Origin of the sequence: Pseudacidovorax intermedius (assembly GCF_003350475.1) — a bacterium.
GTDB classification, from domain to species: Bacteria; Pseudomonadota; Gammaproteobacteria; order Burkholderiales; family Burkholderiaceae_C; genus Xenophilus; species Xenophilus intermedius.
Genome location: NZ_QQAV01000006.1, coordinates 117,630 through 136,077, shown reverse-complemented (window position 1 = coordinate 136,077; position 18,448 = coordinate 117,630). Strand labels below are relative to the sequence as shown.

12 protein-coding genes are annotated in these 18,448 nt (G+C 68.2%); 5 read left to right on the top strand and 7 right to left on the bottom strand.

Features of this window, described 5'->3' with window-relative positions; all coding sequences use genetic code 11:
* Positions 1 to 191: 191 nt before the first annotated feature.
* The 3 genes from DFR41_RS16180 (at position 192) to DFR41_RS16170 (ending at position 7,214) form a co-directional block, all read left to right on the top strand.
* On the top strand, positions 192 to 1,505 hold the full coding sequence (locus tag DFR41_RS16180; RefSeq protein ID WP_211322604.1) for an efflux RND transporter periplasmic adaptor subunit: 1,314 nt from the start codon (positions 192 to 194) through the stop codon (positions 1,503 to 1,505).
* Complete coding sequence (locus DFR41_RS16175; RefSeq protein WP_114803605.1) at positions 1,505 to 4,645, top strand: efflux RND transporter permease subunit; 3,141 nt, start codon at positions 1,505 to 1,507, stop codon at positions 4,643 to 4,645. The genes DFR41_RS16180 and DFR41_RS16175 overlap by 1 nt, the downstream gene beginning before the upstream one ends.
* 466 nt (positions 4,646 to 5,111) lie before the next feature.
* Positions 5,112 to 7,214, top strand: a complete 2,103-nt coding sequence (locus DFR41_RS16170; protein ID WP_147284370.1) for an alpha/beta hydrolase family protein — start codon at positions 5,112 to 5,114, stop codon at positions 7,212 to 7,214.
* 129 nt (positions 7,215 to 7,343) lie between these two features.
* Here the strand turns inward: DFR41_RS16170 and DFR41_RS16165 are convergent, their stop codons facing one another.
* The 4 genes from DFR41_RS16165 to DFR41_RS16150 all read right to left on the bottom strand — a co-directional run bounded on the left by DFR41_RS16165 (position 7,344) and on the right by DFR41_RS16150 (position 10,712).
* Entirely contained in the window at positions 7,344 to 8,756 is a 1,413-nt protein-coding gene (locus tag DFR41_RS16165; RefSeq protein WP_244917775.1) for a serine hydrolase domain-containing protein, read from the bottom strand.
* A 356-nt stretch (positions 8,757 to 9,112) separates the two neighbouring features.
* The gene (locus tag DFR41_RS16160) at positions 9,113 to 9,490 is read right to left on the bottom strand and encodes a hypothetical protein (protein ID WP_147284369.1); all 378 of its coding nucleotides are present in this window, start codon (positions 9,488 to 9,490) and stop codon (positions 9,113 to 9,115) included.
* Between the two features lie 37 nt (positions 9,491 to 9,527).
* A complete protein-coding gene (locus DFR41_RS16155; RefSeq protein ID WP_017759800.1) occupies positions 9,528 to 9,962 on the bottom strand; it encodes a hypothetical protein in 435 nt (144 codons plus the stop codon).
* A gap of 216 nt (positions 9,963 to 10,178) precedes the next feature.
* A complete protein-coding gene (locus DFR41_RS16150) occupies positions 10,179 to 10,712 on the bottom strand; it encodes a DinB family protein (RefSeq protein ID WP_114803462.1) in 534 nt (177 codons plus the stop codon).
* Between the two features lie 16 nt (positions 10,713 to 10,728).
* Here DFR41_RS16150 and DFR41_RS16145 point away from each other — a divergent pair, with 16 nt between their 5' ends.
* Positions 10,729 to 11,547, top strand: a complete 819-nt coding sequence (locus DFR41_RS16145; RefSeq protein WP_211322603.1) for an SIR2 family NAD-dependent protein deacylase — start codon at positions 10,729 to 10,731, stop codon at positions 11,545 to 11,547.
* Positions 11,548 to 11,554: 7 nt separating this feature from the next.
* Here the strand turns inward: DFR41_RS16145 and DFR41_RS16140 are convergent, their stop codons facing one another.
* The 3 genes from DFR41_RS16140 to DFR41_RS16130 form a co-directional block, all read right to left on the bottom strand.
* A complete protein-coding gene (locus tag DFR41_RS16140) occupies positions 11,555 to 13,321 on the bottom strand; it encodes an Ig-like domain-containing domain (RefSeq protein ID WP_170159401.1) in 1,767 nt (588 codons plus the stop codon).
* Positions 13,322 to 13,500: 179 nt separating this feature from the next.
* Entirely contained in the window at positions 13,501 to 14,817 is a 1,317-nt protein-coding gene (locus tag DFR41_RS16135; RefSeq protein WP_114803460.1) for an ABC transporter ATP-binding protein, read from the bottom strand.
* A 142-nt stretch (positions 14,818 to 14,959) separates the two neighbouring features.
* Positions 14,960 to 16,684 (bottom strand): ABC transporter permease, encoded by a 1,725-nt coding sequence (locus DFR41_RS16130; RefSeq protein WP_017758721.1) that lies wholly within the window; start codon positions 16,682 to 16,684, stop codon positions 14,960 to 14,962.
* 361 nt (positions 16,685 to 17,045) lie between these two features.
* Between DFR41_RS16130 and DFR41_RS16125 the strand changes: the two genes are divergently transcribed.
* Positions 17,046 to 18,386 (top strand): MFS family transporter, encoded by a 1,341-nt coding sequence (locus DFR41_RS16125; protein WP_017758720.1) that lies wholly within the window; start codon positions 17,046 to 17,048, stop codon positions 18,384 to 18,386.
* The last annotated feature ends 62 nt before the right edge of the window (positions 18,387 to 18,448 follow it).

The following is an 18,448-nucleotide window of genomic DNA, read 5'->3' as shown; positions in this document are numbered from 1 at the left end:
GGCAGGGTCAGCTCATTCTGCGCCAATACTGTTTTTTTATACAGTTATTTTGAAAGTCAGGTCCTGCTGGGGTTTTCCCTCGACCGCCGTGGGACATCCGTGAACTTTGCATCCCCTACACAGAAGCCGCTTACGCTTGCGCGCTTCGCGAGCGCCGGTGGCGCCCCGCCTCCTTCCGCCAGGACCCCATCTTGAGCCGCATTCCCTCGCCGGGCGCACGCCGCGCCCTGACCTGCTTTTGTGTCGTCTCGCTCGTGCTGTTGGTCGGCTGCCGCAATGGCGATGCCCAGAAGAAGGCGGCCGCGCCGCCGCCGCCACCCGAAGTGCTGGTGCAGACAGTTCAGCCGACCATCGTGCCCCTGCGCACCGAACTGCCCGGGCGCACGGCGGCTTCCATGGTGGCGGAGGTGCGGCCGCAGGTCGGCGGCATCATCCGCGCGCGCCCCTTCGTCGAGGGCAGCACGGTCAAGGCCGGCCAAGTGCTCTACGAGATCGACGCCCGTCCCTTCGAGGCCGAGGTGCAGCGGGCCGAAGGCGCGCTGGCCAATGCGCAGGCCACGGTCGCCTCGACCCGGGCGCTGGCCGAGCGCTACCGCCAGTTGCTGCCGCAGAACGCCGTGAGCCGGCAGGAGCACGACAACGCCATCGCGGCCTACGAACAGGCGCAGGCCAACGTGAAGGTGCAGTCGGCCGCCCTCAACACCGCGCGCATCAACCTGCAGTTCACCCGGGTGACCGCGCCCATCGGCGGACGCACCAGCCGCAGCGCGGTCACGCCCGGCGCGCTGGTCTCGGCCGCGCAGGCCACGCCGCTGCTGACCATCTCGCAGCTCAACCCCATCTTTGTGGACATCGCGCAGTCCAGCGCCGAGATCCTGCGGCTGCGCCAGGCCCTGGCCGCCGGCCGCATCAGCCGCGAGGGCGACAGCCGCAAGGTGGCGCTGATGCTGGAGGACGGCAGCCGCTATGCCCAGGAAGGCCTCATCAAGCTCGCCGAGGTGACGGTGGACCCGAGCAGTGCCTCGGTCACGCTGCGCGCCGAGTTCCCCAACCCGGACGGCCTGCTGCTGCCCGGCATGTACGTACGCGCGGTGGTCGATGAGGGCACCACGCCCCAGGGCATCGTGGTGCCGGCCTCGGCCATCCAGCGCGACCGCCGCGGCAACCCGACAGTGCGCGTGGTGGGAGACGGCGACAAGCTCGAAGTGCGTCCTGTTGTCACCAGCCGCGCCGTGGGCACCGGCTGGCTGGTGGCCGAGGGCCTGAAGGCTGGCGACCGGCTGGTGCTGGAGGGCGCGCAGAACGCGCAGGCCGGCGCGGCCGTGCGCGTCAAGATGGCGCCGGCCGGCGGTGCTGCATCGGCGGCCACGGGCGCCGCCCCCGCAGGTCAGGCTCCGGCCCGCGACGCTGCCGCCGCTGCAGGCGGCCGCCCGGACGCGGCGAGTGCTGCCGCTGCCGCGAACACGGCGAATGCCGCCAACGCCGCACCGCGCAGCAATCCATGATCTCGCGCTTCTTCATCGACCGGCCCATCTTCGCCTGGGTCATCGCCATCACGATCATGCTGGCGGGCGCGCTGGCGATCCACCTGCTGCCCGTCACGCGTTACCCGGTGGTGGCGCCCCCGGCCGTGAGCATCAACGCCTTCTACCCCGGCGCCAGCGCGCAGACGGTGGAGAACAGCGTCACCCAGGTCATCGAGCAGCAGCTCACCGGCCTGGACGGCTACCTGTACATGTCGGCGCGCAGCGACTCGACGGGCCGCGTGTCGATCTTCGTGAGCTTCGAACCCGGCACCAACCCCGACACCGCCCAGGTGCAGGTGCAGAACCGCGTGCAGCAGGCCCTGCCCCGCCTGCCGCAGCAGGTGCAGGACCAGGGCGTGACGGTGCGCAAGGCGGGCGTGGCGCCCGACCTGATCGTCACGCTCTACGACAAGACCGGCCAGCTCTCGCCCGGCGACATCGCCGACTTTCTGGTGAGCGACCTGCAGGACCCGATCAGCCGCATCGACGGCATTGGCGAGGTGTCGGTGATCGGCGGCCAGTACGCCATGCGGATCTGGCTGGACCCGCACAAGCTGCGCGGCTTCTCGATGACGCCGGGCGACGTGCAGACGGCCATCACCCAGCAGAACGTGCAGCTGGCGGCCGGCTCGGTGGGCGCGGCGCCCGCGGTGGAGGGCCAGAATTTCAGCGCCGTGCTCACGGCCCAGTCGCGCTTTCGCACGCCCGACGAGTTCCGCAACATCCTGCTGCGCACCAACCGCGACGGCTCGCTGGTGCGCCTGTCGGACGTGGCGCGGGTGGAGATCGGCTCCGAGAACTACAACTTCACCGGCCGCTACAACGGCTACCCCGCCTCGGGCGTGGTGGTGCGCCTGGCACCGACGGCCAACGCGCTGGAGGCCATCGCCGGCGTGAAGACCGCCGTCGAAAAGATGCGCGACCAGTTCCCGCCCGGCGTGGACGTGTCCTATCCGCTGGACACCACACCCTTCGTCGAGCGCGCCATCAAGGACGTGGTCAAGACGCTGGTCGAAGGCATCGTGCTGGTGGTGCTGGTGATGTTCCTGTTCCTGCAGAACTGGCGCGCCACGCTGATCCCGGCCATCGCCGTGCCGGTGGTCCTGCTGGGCACCTTCGGCGTGCTCGCGGTGGCGGGCTTCACCATCAACATGCTCACCATGTTCGGCATGGTGCTGGCCATCGGCCTGCTGGTGGACGACGCCATCGTGGTGGTGGAGAACGTCGAGCGCATCATGGAAGAGGAGCACCTCTCGCCCAGGGAGGCCACGCGCAAGTCCATGGGCGAGATCACCGGCGCGCTGATCGGCATCGGCGTGGTGCTGTCGGCGGTGTTCCTGCCCATGGCCTTCTTCGGCGGCGCCACCGGCATCATCTACCGGCAGTTCTCGATCACCATCGTCTCGGCCATGGTGCTGTCGGTGCTGGTGGCACTGGTGCTCACGCCCGCGCTGTGCGCCACGCTGCTCAAGCGGCATGCCGGCGACGCGCCCAAGCCCAAGCGCACCACAGGCTTCTTCGGCGCCTTCAACCGCTTCTTCGACCGCAGCATGGACACCTATGAAGGCAGCCTGCGCAAGCGGCTGCCGCGGCGCTGGCTGTTCATGGCGATCTACGCCGTCATCTGCGCCGGCATGGCCGTGATGTTCATGCGCACGCCCACCGGCTTCCTGCCGGACGAGGACCAGGGCCGCCTGTTCGTGCAGTACAACCTGCCCGGCGGCGCCACGCTGGACCAGACGCGCGAGGTGGCCGAGCGCGTGAGCCGCTACTTCACCGAGAACGAGAAGGACACGGTCGACGGTGTGTTCGTGTCGCCCGGCTTCACCAGCGCCGGCGCCGGCCAGAACCAGGGCCAGGGCTTCATCGCGCTCAAGGACTGGGAGCAGCGCCCGGGCCGCGAGAACACCGCCTTCGCCGTGCTGGAGCGTGCCGGCAAGGCCTTCGCCGGCGACCGGCAGGCACGCATCTTCATGAGCGCGCCGCCGGCCGTGTCGGGCCTGGGCAACTCGGCCGGCTTCGACCTGCAGCTGCAGAACACCAGCGCCATGGACTACGAGCGCTTCCGCGGCATCCGCGACCAGCTGCTGGCGAAGGCCCGGCAGGACCCGCTGCTCACGCAGGTTCGCTTCCAGGGCCAGGAGGACCAGACGACACTTCAGGTGGACATCGACCGCGCCAAGGCCGGCTCGCTGGGCATCACGCAGACCGATGTGAACTCGCTGCTGTCGATCACCTTCGGCGGCGCCTATGTCAACGACTTCATCGACCGCAACCGCGTCAAGCGCGTGTACCTGCAGGCCGATGCGCCCTTTCGCATGACGCCCGAGGACATCGGCATCTGGAGCCTGCGCACCAGCACCGGCGCCATGGCGCCCTTCTCCAGCGTGGCCACGCCGCGCTGGAGCTACGGCCCCATGGCGCTCACCCGCTATAACGGCCTGCCCTCCTTCAACATCCAGGGCCAGGCCGTGCGCGGCGAAAGCTCGGGCGCGGCGCTGACGCGCATGGAGCAGCTGGTGGCCGAGCTGCCGCAAGGCGTCAGCTATGCGTGGACGGGCCTCTCGTACCAGGAGAAGCTGGCCTCGGGCCAGGCGCTGTCGCTGTACCTGATCTCGCTGCTGGTGGTCTTTCTGGCCCTGGCCGCGCTGTACGAGAGCTGGACCATCCCGGTGTCGGTGCTGCTGGTGGTGCCATTGGGGATCGTAGGTGCGCTGGTGGCGGCCAACCTGCGGGGCATGGACAACGACATCTTCTTCCAGGTGGGCCTGCTCACCACCATGGGCCTGGCGGCCAAGAACGCGATCCTGATCGTGGAGTTCGCGGCCGAGGGCGAACGGCGCGGCCTGTCGACCTGGGACGCGGTGATCCAGGGCGCCAAGCTGCGGCTGCGGCCCATCCTGATGACCTCGCTGGCCTTCGTGGCCGGCGTGGTTCCCCTGGCCATCGCCACCGGCGCGGGCTCCGGCAGCCAGAACGCCATCGGCACCGGCGTGATCGGCGGCATGATCACCGGCACGGTGCTGGCGATCTTCTACGTGCCGCTGTTCTATCTGCTGGTGCGCTCCATCGGGCGCAAGCGGCGCGAGGCGCAGGGGGCGTCCGACGCAACGGCCTGAACCGCCCCTGTTCCGGCGGTGCCTTCGGGCGCGTCGGAGCAAGTTCGATTCAGCAACTTGCACACCGCCGAGGGTTGCTGGGAAAGCCGTGCATCGACTCCGAGCGCGCCAAGCCGCTGATGCGCGCCATCGCCTTCCGGTATCGCCACATCGATGGAGCGACGCTGCCGGCGTGATGCGCTGAGCAGATAGACGGCGGATGGGACATCTCGGCCGCAATTGATGGCCACGCCCCCGAAAACATCGTCAGCGGCTACCGCAGCTCCTGTCAGAAATCCGGCGCATCCCTTCCCAATTCAATTCCGCATCGCAAGAAAACGACCTGCTGTTTTCCCGGGCAGGAGATGCCTTTAACGAGCCCTAAGATCGCATTCGACTAACGTACTGGATAGTTAACTTGCGGCAACAAAGAATGCCGAGCAGTCCAACGACGATGATTTTTAAAGGAGACATAGGTGTGGAAAAAATGAACGACTCCCTCGCAGGCACGCCGCTCGACCGACGTGGTTTCGGCAGGCTCCTGGGCGCCAACACGGTTCTGCTGTCGAGTTTGGCGCTTGCCGCATGTGGCGGAGGTGGCGGGCGCTCCGCGGTGGCGTTGCCGGGCCCGACTTCGCCCACAGATCCCGGAACGCCGGTTACGCCCAGCGATCCGACTCCGCCTCGTGAGCCCCGGACTTACCCCACGGCCAGCCCTATCGCCGATGCGGTCGCTCAACCCGCCACCATCGGAAGCTACCAGCGCAAGACCGGCTATTTCACTTGGTCGGTCAATGCAGGCGGCGTGGACCGGGAAATCGAGGTCTACATCCCCAAGGGGGCTCGCCAACGGGAATTCTGGATCGGCATCACGCTGCCAGACGGTGTTCAAAGCAACCGCTTTCTGGGCGACGCCGGCTGGTTCGACATTGCGGATCAAAACCTCGCGTGTCTGCTGATCATGAAGCCCGGGGCCGGCGGCGCCTGGGGGCCGGTGCAGTCCGAGCAGACCTACGTGACGGCCGCCATGGCCACCCTAGTGAGCAGCGGGACGCACTACTCGGCCTTCACGTATCACTACGTGGTCGGCTATGGGGCCGGCGCTGCGCCGCTTCAGCTCTATGCCGCCAGCACGCCCTTGTCCATGATCAGCCAGGTCTATGTGGAGGCGAGCGCGGACGCCAACTACAACGCCCTGCTCTCGGCCGCTGGAAGTACACAGGTGGGCGCGACCTTGCAGCCCAACCACATGGATTTCACCGGCTATGTCGACATCAACGGAAATCCGGTCACGCAACAGCGCACCTTTGCCGCGCAGTACTTCCGGGACATTGCCATCCCCACCTGGTTCGTGGGCAAGACATCCTCGTCCCTGCTGTCCTACTGGGCGGGCGTCAACGACTGCGAGATTCTTTCCATCGCGGACGCCGATTTCGGGCAGATCTTCTGGCAGGACAAAAGCATTTCCAACGCCATCGCGACGGCGGGCTCGGACATCCGAACCCAGGTGGCGATCAACGCCGCCAGCATCAAGTCGGACAACCCGGCAATCACCGCCAACATCTACCGCTTTCTCTCCCAATACAGCGGCTACGACAACAATTCCGCGTACGGCCACTACATCACCCGCCGACTGGATTACAAGCAGGCCATTGCCAGCCGGAATCTCATCGTCAAGGATCACGATTGGAGCGGCAGCACGACGAAGCAGACGTACATGGTGTACGTGCCGGACAGTGTGAAAAAGAACTATGGCCCGTCCAACCCGGCACCCGTGGTGTTTGCCACGCATGGTGCGGGCCAGACGGCGTTCGTATTTTTCGAGGCGACGGATATCAAGGAGGCGGCCGCCAAATACGGATTCATCGCCGTGACCTACGACACGACGACCACCGCGTATCTCAAGGACCTCGTGCCGCTCGTCAAGCAGGAATGCCTGAACCTGGGCGTTGCTGCAGATGACAGGCGCCTCTACGTCTACGGCCAGTCGGCCGGCGGCGGCGCCACCAGCGGATTCGCGCGAGACGACAGCTTGGTGGCCACCTTCGCTGCCTTCGGCATCACCTCCGGCACCTGGGTGAGCCCGCCCGCGGGTTCATCCACCAAACTCGTGCCGGTGTACGCCATCTACGGCGAGTACGACTACTGGCCAATGAAGTTCGGCCCGCTGGTCGCCGGAGAGTGGCGCGGCTCCCAGGGCTCCCAATATGCCTGGAGCACCAACGTCCAGGACTATTGGCTCAACCGGCTGATCAACCGGAGCCTGACGCAGGAGGTGGCCTCGCCCACCTACGCATTGGTCGACGGCATCACGGCCAGTCTTGTGCCTCAGAACACCTCGATCAATCTGCTGCTGAAGCCGACCTCCACCGTCAATCGCTACCGGACCTACACATGGACCCGCGCGGGAGCTCCCTTGTTTGTCTGGGGCCAGTGCTATGGCCGTGGGCACAACTTGGTTCCGCAGGACCTGAAAAAGATCTGGGAGGAATGGTTCAGCAAATGGCAGCGGGGTATGGCGCCGGACACGCTGCTGTACTGGCCGAGCGGCGTGGGCAACGGCGCGCCGGCCACCGTGGCCCAGGTCTGAGGTTCGACGGCCGGCCCCTCGTTATCCGCCGGCGCCTGCGACGGACCAATGGAAGGCGCCGTCGAGCGGTGGCGTCGCAAGCTCCAGGTGGCCCTCCGCCTCGAATGTCGCCGCCGCTTCGAGACGGGCTCAACGGCCCGGCACGGCGCTCACCAGCAATGCCAGCGCCTGGTTCAGGGTCGAGGCCGCGTAGCGCTCCCCTTTGGAGTAGCCGATACGCACCACCACCAGATCGTGCGAAGGCACGATCACCACGAACTGCCCGGCCGCGCCCAGCATGTAGTACGCCGAGGTCGGCGCGGCCAGCGTGCCGGTGTTGTTCAGCCAGAAGAAGCCGCCGTAGATGGGGCGCTTGTCGGCGACCCAGGCGGGCGCAGCCCCCCGAACGAACTGCACAAAGCCTTCGGGCAGGATGCGCTCGCCATTCCACATGCCGTCCTGCAGGTAGAGGTTGCCCAGCCGTGCCCAGTCACGGGCGGACATGAAGTCGTAGCCCTGGGTGAGCATGTTGCCGTAGGGATCGGTTTCGATCGTCATCGTCCGGATGCCGATGCGGTCGAACAGGGCGCGCTGAGGAAAGGAAAGGTAGTCCTCCCCCCGCTTTTCCACAGCCAGCCGGACCAGATAGTTGACGAGCACGGGGTCGGTATTGCGATATCGGCCCACCGTGTTGGGCGGCCATTGCTGGGGCCGCGTGGCCGCGTAGTTGAAGGCGTCGATGCGGCCCGTGTAGAAGTACAGATGGTCGGGATAGGTCCCGTTGGGGTCGAAGTCCGGATCGTCGGGCGCCTTGATGCGCAGGCCGCTGGACATGCGCAGCAGGTCACTGATGCGGATCGCCCTGCGGCCGTCGCCCTCGGCCTGCCATTGCGGGATCGGGGCGGGCTGGTCGAGGGTGTAGGCCTTCTGCTGGATCAGCACGCCCATCAGTGCCGCAGTCACGCTCTTGCCCATGGACCAGGACTCCAGCGGCGTGCCGGTGCCCACGCCGGGCTGGTAGCGTTCGGCAACGACACGGCCCCGGTGGGTGACGACGAAGGCGGAGGTGTAGGCCTCGCTGTTGCCGAAGGCCGCATCGACCGCCTGGGCGAGCTTGCGCTGATCCACGTCAGCCGGCAGCGCTGTCGTCGGCAGCACATCGCCCATGGGCCAGTCAGTGGTGGCGGCATCGCCCAATGCACTCTTGACCGCGACAGGCTTGAAGAAAACATCGTCCCGGCCGGGCGGCAGCGTGATGCAGCCCTGGGAGCCGAAATACCGCGCCGTGAGCGTGGCCCCGCCCGGGATACTGATGCGAACTTCCTTGCGGTCGCGATCGACCACGGGCGCATTCACCCGGCGCCGCTGGTCGTAGGGAGCGACGAAGTAGCCCAGGCTCTCCTGCGCAGTTGCAGCATCGAGCCCGGTGATGAAGATGGCCGAGCACATCGTCTTGGCATAGCCGGAGGTGTAGTGCTCCAGCACATCGCCGGGCGGGGGCACATACGGTGTGTCCAGTTCCAGGCAGCGGGCGCGTGCGTTGAGGGCTGCGGTCGCGGGCAATTGAGCATTGCTCGGCAAGGCATCGCAAGAGACCGGCGCCGGCTGGGCCGCGCCGCCAGCGGCGGGTGCCGTTCCGAACGCCAGTGGGAGCACGCCTCCTGCGCCACCACCACCCCCGCCGCCGCAACCCGCCACCAGGGCGGCCGCTGCGAGCCACCCTGCCCCGGCCCATCGCGCCCGCCGGGGCGAATGCCGCATTCGTCGCTCACTCCACATGGCTTCTCCGCGAATGTCGAAACACATTGCGGACCGTAGCAGAGTTCTCGCCGAGGCGGGGTTGCGGATGCCGCTCTTGCAGGCGTCGGCGCGGCACGCCATGCCTGCCGCGGTCCATGCTTGGACGACCTGTCGCGCTTTCAGCTTGGCACGAACAGCAACTGCCCGTCCTTCGATGGCCGGTAGCTGAAATTGCCGCGCATCACGACCTTGCCGGCGATGCGGGCGGTCCAGCTGTAGTCGCCCACGTGCATGCCGGCATTGCCGAAGTCGCTGGGGTAGTGCACGGTGCCTGCGCGTTCGCCGCCCACCTGGGGCGCGGCCGTGGCGGTGGTGGTCTTGCCGCCCGGCATGGTGACGGTGAACTCCACAGGCGGCTGGCGACTTGCGGTTCGGTCGCTGACGCTCAGCGCGATCGCCGGGCGCGCGACGTAGAGGACCGACTGGGCCATCACCTGCGCGCTGGCGGCCATGGTCAGTCCGAAAGCAATAGCGAGGGCGAAGCGTCGAAGGGTCATGGAACTTCCTCGTGTGCAGTGCCTGGCGGTCGACGCATCAATCTCCGCATCGGACCGTCCGCTGGTTGGGCATTCCCGGCCCTTCCCATGGCGCCGGGCCGATGACGGTGCCGACACCCCAGCCATATTCGAAGGGCTCGCCGCTCGCGAGCGTACCGAAGGCACTGATGCGGCCCTTGCCGGAGTCGAAACCCCAGCGTTGCGTTAGGCGATCGATGGTCACGCGGGTGCCCGGCGGCACGGTGCGCAGAAGGCTTCGGCGATGGAAGGCGTCCTGGCGCGTGTCGCGCGGATGGTCCGACAGCACAAGAGGTTCGGCGTCGCCCACGCGGTAGAGGCCGGTCTCCCGCTGCAGCATCACCGCGGCCGGCACGCGCAGCGGCAGGCAGCCCGAGCGGCTGAGATCGTCCGTGCCCTGGCAGCCCACGAGCCAGACGGCGGCGGCGGGCAGCAGCCAGGCCAGGCGACCCATGGCGCGTCCACGGCAAGGCGCGTGCAGGGCGGGGAGCGAAGGGCCGAGGTCTGCCGACATGGGTCGCCGTTGTGCCAATACCGGGGGCCGACATGCGTAGGACATTGACCAAGCGCTTCGGGGGCGCCCGGCTTTTCAGCGGCTGCGCGGCGCCGGCAACCTCGCGGCGCTGCTGCGCGCAGGTCAGCCCCAACGACTGACCCGTTCCGGTCTGCATCAGGCCTCGTGAGGAATGAGCGCATTCAGGTCGGTCACGCCCACATCCACGCCCGCCTGGAACAGCAGCGTGCTGGCCTGGCCGCGGTGATGCGTCTGGTGGTTGAAGAAGTGCTGCAGCAGCGGACCGAAGCGCTTGGCCTGGCTGGCTCCGGCGGTGTTGCCGTAGCGGACCACCTCATCGAAATGAACCGGCTCCAGCCGCCGGACCATGTCGCAGATCACGACATCGGTCTGCACCCGGCGCTCCCGGAGCATCGGAAGGCTGTCGGCCACGCGGTCACGCAGGCCCGTCGGGGCCGGCAGCGCGGAGAGCGGCCCGCGCAGTTCGGCCAGCGCCGGCAGCTGGACGAAGCGGTTCAGCCAGATCAGGTCGGCCGCCACGATATGACCCAGTGTGGCGAACAGCGAGCCGAAGAAGGCCCCGCGGTCCTCGAACAGCGCCGCCTCCGGCAGCGTGGCGGCCGCGTCGTAGAGCCGTTCGTTCATCCAGCGGTTGTAGTCCGCCATCAGTGTGCAGAGCGCAGGGGTCATGGCGCAGACTGTAGCCATGAACACCGCCGCCCCGATGCCGTCCATGCCGCCTGGCCTGCCCACCCTTCTCAAGAACGCTCGCCGCATCGCCGTCCTCACCGGGGCGGGCATGTCGGCCGAGAGCGGCATTCCCACCTTCCGCGGCACGCGCAACGGCCTTTGGGCCCGCTTCGATCCGACCGAGCTGGCCACGCCCGGGGCCTTCCTGCGCGACCCGCCGCTGGTCTGGGCCTGGTATGCCTGGCGCACGCAGGTGGTGACACGGGCACAGCCCAACGCCGGACATCGGGCCCTGGCCCAACTCGTGCGCCGGCCAGGCGTGGAGCGGGTCAGCGTCGTGACGCAGAACGTGGACGACCTGCACGAGCGGGCCGGCAGCGAGGACGTGGTCCACCTGCACGGCAGCCTGTTCACGCCGCGCTGCTTCGACTGTGGCTTGCCGCATCGCATGGAGGACGCGGAGTCCGCCCCGTGGTCGGCTGAACCCGTGGAGCGGCTGGAGCCGCCCCGCTGCGTCCGTTGCGGCGGACGCATCCGTCCTGGCGTCGTCTGGTTTGGCGAGGCGCTGCCGCAAGGCCCATGGCGCCGCGCGATGGCCGCCGTGACCGAAGCCGACCTGCTGCTCGTGGTCGGCACCTCCGGCGTGGTGCAGCCGGCCGCCGGCCTGGCCGATCTGGCGCGGGATCGAGGCCGCCCCGTGGTAGTGATCAATCCCGATGCCATGGCGGGCATGGCACCGGGCGATGTGCATTGGCGGGCAACGGCGGCACAGGCGCTTCCCCTTCTGCTTCGAACCTGCTCGGCAGCGGAACAGGAGGATCAACGCCGCCCCTGAGGCCGCGCTACCTGAAAACGGAGGCCGAGACCGGTCCGTCGCTTCGGAGCTCCGATGGCTCCATCCAGCTCGCCGCGATGGTGCCATTCGGCCGGATCGCCAGGGAGGTGAACATCGCTGCAGAGGCACCGGCTGCCCCGACGCGGCGGGTGGCTTGCCAACCTTCGCCAGATACATAGCGTCTGGCGAAGGTGCCCTCCTGATCTCCACCATAGCCCGACTGGTAGGCTCCCCACATCAGCATCAGGTGGCCATTGCGGTCCGCCACGAGGCTGGGCATGCGGTTCTGCCAATACGTCCCGTTCGTCGTGCTGACCGTGGTGGCCGTGCTCCAGCCTGAGCCTGGCGTATACCGTCGATACAGGAGATCGCTGCGATAGTCGGAAAGGTACTGCTGCCAGACGGCATGGAAGCTGCCTGTGCTGTCCGCCACCAGGACCTGCCTCAACGCATTGCCGGAATCGTCCGTTTCGAGCAGCGCAGGCGTGGTCCATGTACCGCCAGTCCCACCCAGCGTGCTCCACCACAGATCGAAGCGGTAGGGCCCTCCTGCATAGACGAAGGAGTTCCACAACGCCATGACCTGGCCGGAGCCGGAAATCGCCAGTCGGGGCGCGAACGGATCGCCCAGCCGGGTGGCGCCCAGCGAAACAGCGGGCTGCCAGCCAGTGCCCAGCTCGTAGCGTGCAGCCCACACCGGCGCGTCGCTGGTCCGCTGCACCCACAGCGCATACGCGTTGCCTGCCGCATCGATCGCCACCTGCGGCTGTTCGACCTTGTCGTAAAAGCTGCTGTTGGCCGAACTGCCCAGCCGCACCGGAGCCTGCCAGCCACCCTCGACCGTGAATCGCGCCGCCCAGGCATCCGGATTGCCATAGGGTGCGACCTGCTTGGCCCACACAGCAAAACCATTGCCGTCGGCACCAACCGCCAGCGAGGCGTCCCCGACATCCAGGCCGCTGTCGAGGCGCACGGGCGTTTGCCATCCACCGTCCTTCAGGAAGCGCGACGACCATATTTCGACCCCGGACCCGTCAAATTGGGACCAGATCGCCAAACCACCGCCTTGGCGGTCGAAACCCACCTGCGGAAGCAAGGCATTGCGGTTCCCCGGCACGCTGAGCGTTCGGAACCCGCCCCACGCGCCGCTCTCCGTCCGCGTCGCGCTGCGAATCTCATACCAGCCGCTGGATGCCTGGCTGGACCAGACGACCACGATGTTGCCTTGGCTGTCCTGCGCCGTGACCGGGTTGCCAGAAACGGCCGTCCTCTCGGCATCCAGTTGGCGAGGCGTTTCCCACACCCCATCGGCCGTGCGGAACGACCAGGATCGCTCCGCGGCCAGGCCGTTGCCGGCCAGATCCTGCAGGCCGGTTCGCGCCGTCACCGTGTAGGTGGCCAAGAGGTCGAGCGTCTGCGCTGGCGCAAAAGAGACTTTGTGAAGCGTGGCGTCGTAGCTCAGGACCCCGTCCACGGCGGCGCCCGAGCGAGAAATCTGAACATTGCTGTCCGTCACCGTCGACGCGCGCAAGCCTTCGCTGAAAGTCGCCGAGATCTCCGTGGTGCGAGGTACGTCATTGCCGGCCGCGGGCACAAAGGCCAGGACGGTCGGCCGCGTCGTGTCGGCGACAGGCGGCGCCGAGGGCGATGGTGCAGGCGCGGGCGCGGGTGCGGAAGACACGACCGGAAAGAAGCCCCCTCCTCCGCCGCCGCCGCCGCCCCCTCCACAGCCCGTCACGACGCCAGCCAGCGCCAAGGAAATCGCGTAACCCAATACCCTCATCCACATTCCCCTCATTGATTGGATTGCTCTCGGGCCGAATGGCCCGGAGTCCAAGGAATGTTAATGAAGCGCGCTATCGAATTTGATGTTGTTTACTCCCCTGAACGGACGGCGCGCGCGCCTCACCTCGTTGGGTGGAAGCATCGACGCCCGACTGGGGCAAGCCGCGCTCAACCGTCGGCGGCCACCACCGGATCCGGCGCCGGCAGATGGATCATCCCGGTGCGGAAGTCGTACTCGAACACCTCGCCGTAGCGGCCCCATTCAATGGCCTGGCGCAGCACGCGCAGGGCCTCGGAGTCTTCCAGGCTCTCGCGCAGCAGGTCGAGGAAGTGCTCTTCCGCGATGTGGCCCTGCGGGTCCTGCTCCAGGCTGTGGCGGATGTGCGCCGCCAGTGGCACGCGCTCCAGCAGCTGCTGGCCGAACATGCGCTGGCGCCCGGCGCGCGCGCTGCCGGCGTAGTGGCGCCCCAGCGGCGTGACCAGCAGGTCGCCTTCGGCCAGCCGCGCCAGGCCCAGCAGTGAGAGGCCCTGGGTGAGCGGCAGCAGGTCGTGGTCGGTCAGCTCGGCCTCGTCTGCCAGGCGCGGCAGGTCGGCACGGCCCTGGAAGTCGTCCTCCACCAGCAGCTCCAGCAGGCCTTCCATGCGCGCCACGTCGGCCGAAGGCAGGCGCTCGGCCAACACCGCATGCTTGGGGCCGTGGGCGGTGCCGGAGGCGCCGGCCGTCATCAGCGCATAGACCTGGTCGATCAGCATGCGCACCTCCACCGAGTCACGGTCCCGCGGGCGCGGCAACGCAATGCGCAGCTCGGCGCGCACCCGGCCCGGGTCGGCGGCGAAGACCAGCACGCGGTCGGCCATCAGCACTGCTTCCTCGATGTTGTGCGAGACGACCAGCATGGCCTGCGTGGGCATCTGACCGCCCTCCCACAGCGCCAGGATGTCGTCGCGCAGGCGCTCGCCGGTGAGCACGTCCAGGGCCGAGAAGGCCTCGTCCATCAGCAGCACGTCGGGCTCGACCACCAGGGCGCGGGCGATGCCCACGCGCTGGCGCATGCCGCCCGAGAGCTCGCGCGGCAGCGCGCCTTCGAAGCCGCCCAGGCCGATCAGCGCGATGGCCGCCGCCGCGCGCCGGGCCCGCTCGGTCTGCGGCACGCCTCGCGCTTCCAGCCCCAGTTCCACGTTCTGCTGCACCGTCAGCCACGGAAAGAGCGCGAAGGACTGGAACACCATCGCGATGCCGCGCGCCGGCCCGTGCAGCGGCTGGCCGCGGTAGCGCACCTCGCCCCGGTCGGCCGGCACCAGGCCGGCCAGGATGCGCAGCAGCGTGGACTTGCCCGAGCCCGAGGGGCCCAGCAGGGCCACGATCTCGCCCGCGGCCAGGCGCAGGTCCACGTCCTGCAGCACGGGCCGCGCCGTGCCGTCCGCCGCCCGGAAGCCCTTGCCGACGGCGTGGAGGTCGATGATGGTGTCGCGTTCCTGAATCATCTGGTGAGGTCCTTCGCTGGCAGATTGGACGACGTTGGCGGGAGACACCGCGGAACCGGCTTCGCCGGGCCGCTGGTGTCGCCCCCGGAGGGGGGAGGCGGCTACACGAAGTGAGCAAGCAACGGGGGTGGAGCCTGAGATCTCAGAAATGCATGCGCTGTTCGGCGAGCTGGTACAGCCGCCGCCACACGAAGTGGTTGAGCCCCATGACGAACACGCACATCACGCCGATGCCCAGCGCGATGCGCGGGAAGTCGCCCGTCGCCGTCATCTGCGCGATGTAGCTGCCCAGGCCATGGGCCTGCAGCGTGGTGTCGCCCCAGCTCACGTACTCGGCCACGATGCTGGCGTTCCAAGAGCCGCCGCTGGCGGTGATGGCACCGGTCACGAAGCTCGGGAACACGGCCGGCAGCAAATAGCGCTTCCAGCGCAGCCAGCCGGTCAGGCCCAGGTTGCGCGAGGCATGGCGCAGCTCGGTGGGCACGCTGGACGCCCCCGCGATCACGTTGAAGAGCAGGTACCACTGCGTGCCCAGCACCATCAGCGGCGACAGCCACACGTCGGGGTTGAGCTTCCAGTGCACGATCAGCAGCACCGCCACCGGGAACATCAGGTTGGCCGGAAAGGCCGCGAGGAACTGCGCCACGGCCTGCAGCCGGTCGGACCAGCGCGGGTTCATGCCGATCCACACGCCAATCGGCACCCACACCACCGCGGCGATGGCGATCAGCACCAGCACGCGAACCAGCGTGTACAGGCCCAGCAGGAAGACATGGCCCACCTCGCCCCAGCCCACCTCGCTGTGGATGAATCGCAGCAGCCAGACGATGGCCAGCAGCACCGCGCCCGACAGCAGCGCGTCGCCCGCGCGCTGGGCCAGCGGATTGGCCGGCCGCGGCCGGGCGCGCACCGAGGTGCCGTCGAAGCGCCGCGGGAACCAGGCCAGCGTGCGCACCGCGCGGTGTGCCAGCCATTCGCCGGTGGCGCGGGTCAGCCGGGTACGGCGCAGCCAGTCCAGCAGCCACGAGCGGCTGGCCTCGCCGCTGCCGCTTTCGTCGAAGCGGAACTTGTCGGCCCAGGCCACCAGCGGCCGGAAGAAGAGCTGGTCGTACAGCAGGATGCCGATCAGCATGCACAGGATGGCCCAGCCGATGGCCGCCAGGTCGCGTGCCTCGATGGCCATGGCGATGTACGAACCCACGCCGGGCAGCTTGATGTTCTGGCCCGACACCGAGATGGCCTCGGAGGCGACCACGAAGAACCAGCCGCCGGACATGGACATCATCATGTTCCACAGCAGGCCGGGCATGGCGAAGGGCAGCTCCAGCCGCCAGAAGCGCTGCCAGCCCGAGAGCTGGAACACCGCCGCCGCCTCGCCCAGCTCGGCCGGCACGGTGCGCAGCGACTGGTAGAGGCTGAAGGCCATGTTCCAGGCCTGCGAGGTGAAGATGGCGAAGATGGCCGCGAACTCCACACCCAGCAGGTTGCCCGGGAAGAGCGCGATGAAGCCGGTGACCGTGATCGACAGGAAGCCGAGGATGGGGATGGACTGCAGCACGTCCAGCAGCGGCACCAGCAGCCGCTCGGCCAGCCGGTACTTGGCCGCGAGCACGGCGAAGGTGCAGGCGAAGACCAGCGAGGCCCCCAGCGCAATGAACATGCGCAGCGTGGTGCGAAGAAGGTAGTACGGCAGGATCGTGGGATCGAGGCTCAGCGGCAGCGGCTCGCCCACGGCGTAGGGTCGCGCCATCTGCGAGGCGGCGAAGGCCAGGCCGAAAAGCACGGCCAGGATCAGCGGAAGCAGGGCCCAGTCCCAGCGGTTGCCCACGGCGCTGGAGACTTCGAGCGGCAGGAGTCGGCGGCGCATGGCGGATCGGTGCGTGGGCAGGCGGCAGGTTGGACGGACGGCGCCTGCGGCCACGCGATGGGCCAAGGCAGTGGGGGGGGCGAAGGCGCCGTGCGCCTCCATGCCGACAACGCACGAGGCCGGGTCGGCGTTGGCAGCCGAAGGCTGCCGGGCGACCGCGGCTGGCAAGGGCGGCGGGCGCGGCCAGCAGTCTAGGCGCCGACCTTGACTGGAACATGACGAGCGGGCCGCAGGGACAAGGCCCGGACCTTCGCACCGGACCTGCGCCCTGCCGCGCCGCTGGCTGACAGCCCGGCGCCCGCGGAGGCGACATGCTCGCCGCTGGTCATAACAACACCCCAGAACACCCGGACCGCCTGCCATGAACGCTTCCATCGACCCGGCCGGCCGCAACGCGCCCGCCTCCGCCACCCCACCCCTACCCGTCTACACCGCCGAGGAAAAGCGCCGCCGCGTCTTCGCCATCGTCGGCGCCTCCTCGGGCAACCTGGTGGAGTGGTTCGACTTCTACGTCTATGCCTTCTCGGCGCTGTACTTCGCGGGCGCCTTCTTCCCCAAGTCCGACCCGACCGTCCAGCTGCTCAACACGGCGGGCGTGTTCGCCGCCGGCTTCCTGATGCGGCCCATCGGCGGCTGGCTGTTCGGCCGCATCGCCGACCGGCGCGGGCGCAAGACCTCGATGCTGATCTCGGTCACCATGATGTGCGCGGGCTCGCTGGTCATCGCCTTCCTGCCCACCTATGCGCAGATCGGTGCCTGGGCACCGGCGCTGCTGCTGGCGGCTCGGCTCTTCCAGGGGCTGTCGGTGGGCGGTGAATACGGCACCACCGCCACCTACATGAGCGAGGTGGCGCTTCGCGGCCAGCGCGGCTTCTTCTCGTCCTTCCAGTACGTCACGCTGATCGGCGGCCAGCTGCTGGCGGTGCTCACCATCGTGATCCTGGAGACGATCTTCACCGAGGCCGAGCTGCGCGCCTGGGCCTGGCGCATCCCCTTCGTGGTGGGGGCCATCGCCGCCGTGGTGGCCATGCTGCTGCGTCGCTCGCTCACAGAGACCCAGGGCGCGCAGACCCGCACCAATCAGGAGGCCGGCACGCTGGCCGGACTGTTCCGCCACCACAAGGCCGCCTTCTTCACCGTGCTGGGCTACACGGCCGGCGGCTCGCTGATCTTCTACACCTTCACCACCTACATGCAGAAGTACCTGGTCAACACGGTGGGCCTGCCCATCAAGACGACCAGCTACGTGATGACGGGCGCCCTCTTCCTGTACATGTGCATGCAGCCGTTGTTCGGCATGCTGTCGGACCGCATCGGCCGACGCAACAACATGCTGCTGTTCGGTGCGCTGGGCACGCTGTTCACGGTGCCCATCCTCACCGCGCTGCAGCACACGAGCAGCCCCTACGTGGCTTTCGTGCTGATCGTGGCGGCGCTGGCCATCGTGAGCTTCTACACCGCCATCAGCGGCATCGTGAAGGCCGAGATGTTCCCCCCGGAAGTGCGCGCCCTGGGCGTGGGTCTGGCGTACGCAGTGGGCAATGCCCTGTTCGGCGGAACGGCCGAGTACGCCGCGCTGTGGGCCAAGTCGGCCGGCATCGAGTCGAGCTTCTTCTGGTACGTGACCGTGATGATGGTCATCGCCTTCCTGGTCAGCCTGCGGCTGCCGCGACAGGCGAGCTACCTGCACCACGACCATTGAGCAGGACGGCGCCCCGCGCCATGACGAAAAAGGCCCGCCATCGCTGGCGGGCCTTGTCGTTG